The following is a 5,478-nucleotide window of genomic DNA, read 5'->3' on the forward strand; positions in this document are numbered from 1 at the left end:
ACCTCGGAGAACCCGACGACCTCGGAGAACCCGACGAACCCGACAAATCCGGAGACCGTGGCGAATCGGGAGACCGGGGTGACTGGCGCGGTCGGCCCGGAGGCCGGCATCGGGACGCTCCTGTCGACGGATCCGGCCACCGGCGCGGTGGTCGCGAGCTTCCCGGTGATGGAGCCGACCCAGGTGCGGGCGGCCGTGGCGGCCGCCCGGTCGGCGGCGGGCTGGTGGGCGGGGCTCACGGCGGCACGGCGGCGCGACTATCTGCTGCGCTGGGCGGCGCACCTCGTCCGCCACGAGACCGAGCTGATCGACCTCCTGCACGCCGAGAACGGCAAGACCGCCGCCGATGCCCGCATCGAGCTGCTGCTGACGCTGGAACACATCCGCTGGGCGGCCCGCAACGCCGCCCGCGTGCTGCGGACCCGTCGGGTGTCGCCCGGCCCGTTCCTGGCGAACCACACCGGACGGATCGAGTACCGCCCGTTCGGGGTCGTCGGGGTGATCGGGCCGTGGAACTACCCGCTGTTCACCCCGAGCGGTTCGATCGTGTATGCCCTGGCAGCCGGTAACACGGTGGTCTTCAAGCCCAGCGAGTACACCCCGGCGGTGGGCGCGTACCTGGTCGCGGCGTTCGCCGCGGCGAATCCGGACGCGCCGGCCGGGGTCCTGACCATGGTCACCGGCTTCGGTCCGACCGGTGCCGCCCTGTGTACCGCCGGGGTCGACAAGATCGCCTTTACCGGCTCGCCCGCGACCGGCCGCCTGGTCATGGCGGCCTGCGCGTCGTCCCTCGTCCCGGTGGTGATCGAATGCGGCGGCAAGGACCCGCTGATCGTCGCCGACGACGCTGACGTGGCCGCCGCCGCGCGGGCAGCGGTCTGGGGAGCGATGTCCAATGGCGGGCAGACCTGTGCCGGGGTCGAGCGGATCTACGTGACCGAGGCGGTCGCCGCGCCCTTCCTCGCCGCACTGCGCCGCGAGCTCGACGGGGTTCGTCCCGGCGCCGACCGGGACGCATCCTACGGTCCGATGACGATGCCCGGCCAGGCGGCGATCGTGCGCCGCCACGTGGCCGACGCGCTGGCCCGCGGCGCGACCGCCCTGATCGGCGGGACGGAGTCGGTGGGGGACACCTTCATCGAACCGGTCGTGCTGGTCGACGTGCCGGAGGGCAGCCCCGCCGTGCAGGAGGAGACGTTCGGGCCGGTCGCCACCGTCCGGACCGTCGTCGACGTCGACGAGGCCGTCACGCTGGCCAACGGCACCCCGTACGCGCTCGGTGCGACGGTCTTCTCCCGGTCCCGGGGAGACGAGATCGCCAGCCGGCTCGACGCCGGGATGGTGTCCGTCAACGCGGTGCTGGCGTTTGCCGGGATGCCCGCCCTGCCCTTCGGGGGCAGCGGCGAGAGCGGGTTCGGCCGGGTGCACGGCGCGGAGGGGCTGCGCGAGTTCGTCCGCCCCCGCTCGGTCGCCACCCTGCGGATGCACATGCCGGGAGCGACCCTGACCACCTTCCGCCGGGCGCCGGGTGCGCTCGCCGTCACAGCGGTGGCGGCGCGGCTCCGGCACGGCGGCGGCTGGGCCGGCCGGGTGGCCGGGCGGGTCAGGCCGGTCGGCGGGGCGGCTGGGCCTCTCGACAGGCCCCTCGGCGGGCACGCCGGGCCGGACGAGGGATTCCGTCCCGGCCGGCTCCGGCTCCGGCTCCGGCTCCGGCTCCGAAAATCATCCGGAAGTCGTCCAGGCGGACGGTGAGCCGAGGCCGGAGCCCGGTGAGGAAACCCAGCGGACCCTCCGCCGCCGGGTCCCATCGTGACCGGTGCAGGGCGAGCCGCCCGGCCAGCCGCACCGGGCTCACCCGGGGCTGACCGTCGAGATCCTGCACCACGCGGAAGCGGACCGGCCACCTGCCCGGCAGCCGCTGTCCCCGGCTTACCGCCGCGGCGACGATTGTCCTGGTGGCGTCTGTCCTGGTGGCGTCTGTCCCGGTGGCGTCCCGGGCGTGCAGGTGGGTGCCGCCGGCGTCCCGGGCCGTTTCCGGTCGTGTGGACGTGCCCGGTCGTTCGGTGAAGACGGCCAGTTCCTTGGGAATCCCCCACAGGGCGCGACCGCCGACCTGGGACGCCGGGCTGTCCACCCAGATATGCGGGACCGTCACGTGCAGGTGCCGCCTGTGCCATACCAGCAAGGCGGCCATGACCTCACGGTAGGCGAGGACGCCACGCGGATCGTAGCGAACCCAGGCGGTGGCCACCGGGACCCGGCCGAGAACGGTCACCGCCCGGGGAGGGGCGCCGGCCAGCGCCGCGCGGGGCACGAACCAGACGGAGATGACCATCGTACCGCGCAGCTCCCAGGGTTCCGGCGGATACGCCACCCACCAACAGTAGTGCCCCCCGACAGTGGCCCCCGACGGCACGGCTTCCCGCCCGTTCCGGTGTGGAGCCTGCCGGATCCGCCGGCCGGGGGGCGGACCGGTCCGAATCGGGCGACATACCGGCCATACCCCCTAGCTGGTCGGCGCCCACCGAAGAGGGCATCTAGGTTGGGTCGGGTCAGCACGGAACCTGGGAGGTCTCATGGCGCTACGTCGCGGACTTGCCGTTTCAGTGATGATCGGTACGCTTACCCTGATGGGCGGGATCGCCGGGACAGCCTCCGCTGTCTCGTCCACATCCGGCACCCCGGCGCTGAGCATCGCCAACGCCGCGGCGTTGGTTCGATCGGCGGGGTACACGCCGATCGTCCTCGGTGGTTATGACCGGAGCAACGATCTCAGCGTGATCGTCGGACTGCTGTCGACATCCGGGGACGGGCATCCGCAGCGGGCGTTCTTCTTCCACCGTGGCCGGTTCGTCGGCTACGACTTGCCGCAGCCGAGCGCCACGATCCGCTGGATCTGGTCCACCGACCGGGTCGTCGCCCTGCAGTACGACCTCTACCGGCCAAGCGATCCGATGTGCTGCCCGACGGCGGGTGGTGCGACCGTGCGTTACCAGTGGAACGGTTCATCGGTGGTCCCGCTCGATCCGGTCCCGACCGCGAACGTGTCCGCCGCGAGAAGCCGCCGCTGATCCGCGACCGCTGATCCGCGACCGATGATCCCCGGTCCATGATCCGCCATGGGCCGGGGCAGCCGCCGGGGAGTCGCCGGGTGCGCCGCCGGGGATTCGTCGCCCCGCGCCTTCGCTGCCCCGCCCGAACAGGGGCCGGACAGGGGATGGCGGCAACGCGGGGCCGTCCGGCCCGGCTCAGTGCCCCTCGGCGGCCTCGACGAGTTCGGTGAGCACGCCTCCGAGGCCCTTGGGATGGATGAACGCGATCCGGCTGCCGGCGGTGCCGTGCACCGGAGTCTTGTTGACCAGATCGAATCCGGTCGTGGTCAGGGCCGCGAGGGCGCTGTCGATGTCGGCGACGCCGTAGGCGATGTGGTGGATGCCCGGCCCCCGCTTGGCCAGGAACTTCCCGATTGGGCTGTCCTCGCGCAGCGGTTCTAGCAGTTGGACGTAGGAGTTCCCGGTCTTGCCGCTGTGGACCAGCAGCATCGCCTCGCGCACCCCCTGGCGCTCGTTCTCCTCCTGGTGCACGACCTTAAGACCGAATGCCTCCTCATAGCGGGGGATGGCCTCGGTGAGGGAAGCCACCGCGATCCCGACGTGGTCGATCCTGGTCAGCACAGCCGTCTCCTCGTTCTGCCGGCCCGCGATCGGGGCTTGTCCGCCGATGTCCCACCGCCCCTGGCGCGAAGCGACGGGGTCCGCACTGAGCCTGCCGGTTCACGATCCCGGCGTCGACCGATCGGCCCCCGTGACGTGGGGTGACGTGGGCGACCCGGGCCGGGCCCCACCCTGCCCGCGGCCTCGCCAGGGGTCCACGTCGCCGGAGTGACTGTTGCCGTGGATGTTACCGTGGGCGGATATTGTTCTTCCAGTGTGTCCGCGGGGTGGCGGTGTGGTGTTCGGGGCCTCGTTGCAGACTCCGTTCAAGTCCCCGGAAGACAGGCCGTAGAGTCAAGTTCCAACTATTTTAGCCCGAGTCTTCGAGGCACGAACGTAAGGGTTACGGTGTCCACGACGCGTCGTGATCGTTCCGCGTTCCGCGCGGCCCGCGGAAACACCCGTCAGATAGGTGGGGTTGCCGAGCGGGTCGGGCTTTCGCTGCGCGCGGTCCGGTACTACGAGGAAGCCGGACTGCTTACTCCCGCTGGACGTACGCCGGGTGGCTTCCGCCTGTACGACGACGAGGCCGTCGATCGACTGCTCGTCATCAAGAAGATGAAGTCGCTGGGGTTCACCTTGGAGGAGATGCGGTCGCTGTTGTCGGTGCGGGACGAGCTGTCGGATTCGACGATCTCCGAGAGTCGGCGGACCGAACTGCGTGAGCGGCTGCATACCTGGGTCGTGCTGGCTGAGGAGAAGCTGGCCACCCTGCGGCAGCAGGCGGGAGTCGCGGAGGACTTCGTCATCGGCCTGCACGGTGATGCGGACCGGACGGTATGACGGACTCGTGAATCCATGGTCACCTCGTCCGAGATGGGTGCCGGAACCGCCATGATGGGGGCCCGTGTCCCGAGGTCGGAGCCGTCGGGATCGTCCGATCCCGGCAAGATATCCGATGTTACCCGGATGCCCGGTTCGTTCAGGTTGTCTCGCCCGCCCGGGTCCTTCGCTGCGCCAAGGCCATCCGTTTTGCAAAGCTATCTATTTTGTGGGAGCCCCCCGGTTCGCCGGGGTGACCGGGATCCGGGGTGGCGGCCGGCGCTTGGGCTCCTGTGGAGCAACCGGAGTCGGTTGGTGACCGACGTCACGGTCGGCGTCGGCCATGGATTACCAGATCTTTACCGGTCCTGTGTAGCTGTGGGTGGCCGATACTAGAGACGCTTGACGCTCGAATACCAGTCGTCATGCTCACGTGATAAGGGTTGAATTGTCCATAACCAGCAGCGCCGGGTCTTCCGCCGATGCCTGTGACGGCCGCTACCGGATCGGTGACGTTGCCACCCTGGTGACCTTGTCCCTGCGTACCGCCCGCTTCTACGAGGATGCCGGCCTGCTCGCGCCGGTAGGCCACACATCGGGTGGTTTCCCGCTGTACGACGACGACGCACTCGACCGTTTTTTCCTCATCAAGAAGATGAAACCGCTGGGGTTCACGCTCGAGGAGATGCGGTCTCTCATCACATTGCGTGAGCGGATCGGCCAGCCCGATCTTGCCCCAGATCATCGCAGGGAACTGCGGGAACGGCTGAGAACCTGGGTTACCCTGGCCGAGGAGAAGCTCGCATCCCTGCAGGAACAGGTGCGCCTCGCCGAGGACTTCATGATTGGCCTGCGGGACGATACCGCCCGGTCGCTGCGGGAAAGCCCGGATCGCCGGGACGTCGTTGATCAAGGCGATCTTGGTCCCGGTCGCCTGGACAGCTCGTTCCTCGATTTTCTCGATGATCCCTTCGGGCCCGAGGAGAACTGACCCGGCCCGCTC

Annotated in this window: 5 protein-coding genes and 1 pseudogene; 4 read left to right on the forward strand and 2 right to left on the reverse strand. The window is 69.9% G+C overall.

Going from position 1 to position 5,478, the window contains the following annotated elements; translation table 11 throughout:
- Positions 1–78 precede the first annotated feature (78 nt).
- The gene (locus tag AC08OP_RS19940; protein ID WP_476615581.1) at positions 79–1,752 is read left to right on the forward strand and encodes an aldehyde dehydrogenase family protein; all 1,674 of its coding nucleotides are present in this window, start codon (positions 79–81) and stop codon (positions 1,750–1,752) included.
- Positions 1,753–1,948: 196 nt separating this feature from the next.
- Here the strand turns inward: AC08OP_RS19940 and AC08OP_RS19945 are convergent.
- Positions 1,949–2,416 (reverse strand): annotated as a pseudogene (locus tag AC08OP_RS19945) (acetoacetate decarboxylase family protein); the annotation flags it as partial.
- A gap of 160 nt (positions 2,417–2,576) precedes the next feature.
- Here AC08OP_RS19945 and AC08OP_RS19950 point away from each other — a divergent pair.
- Positions 2,577–3,071 (forward strand): LppP/LprE family lipoprotein, encoded by a 495-nt coding sequence (locus tag AC08OP_RS19950; RefSeq protein WP_476615577.1) that lies wholly within the window; start codon positions 2,577–2,579, stop codon positions 3,069–3,071.
- A 177-nt stretch (positions 3,072–3,248) separates the two neighbouring features.
- Here AC08OP_RS19950 and mce read toward each other — a convergent pair whose 3' ends face one another.
- The gene (gene mce / locus AC08OP_RS19955; RefSeq protein ID WP_476615578.1) at positions 3,249–3,674 is read right to left on the reverse strand and encodes a methylmalonyl-CoA epimerase; all 426 of its coding nucleotides are present in this window, start codon (positions 3,672–3,674) and stop codon (positions 3,249–3,251) included.
- Positions 3,675–4,061: 387 nt separating this feature from the next.
- On the opposite strand from mce, the gene AC08OP_RS19960 reads away from it, so the two are divergent.
- Both AC08OP_RS19960 and AC08OP_RS19965 read left to right on the forward strand, forming a co-directional pair.
- Complete coding sequence (locus AC08OP_RS19960; protein ID WP_476615579.1) at positions 4,062–4,496, forward strand: MerR family transcriptional regulator; 435 nt, start codon at positions 4,062–4,064, stop codon at positions 4,494–4,496.
- Positions 4,497–4,923: 427 nt separating this feature from the next.
- Complete coding sequence (locus tag AC08OP_RS19965; protein ID WP_476615580.1) at positions 4,924–5,466, forward strand: MerR family transcriptional regulator; 543 nt, start codon at positions 4,924–4,926, stop codon at positions 5,464–5,466.
- Positions 5,467–5,478 lie beyond the last annotated feature (12 nt).

Source organism: Frankia sp. CeRuru1, from assembly GCF_977966315.1.

Coding starts and splice junctions, on each gene's coding strand:
- AC08OP_RS19950 (WP_476615577.1), top strand. CDS start 2,577: ATGGCGCTACGTCGCGGACTTGCCGTTTCAGTGATGATCGGTACGCTT.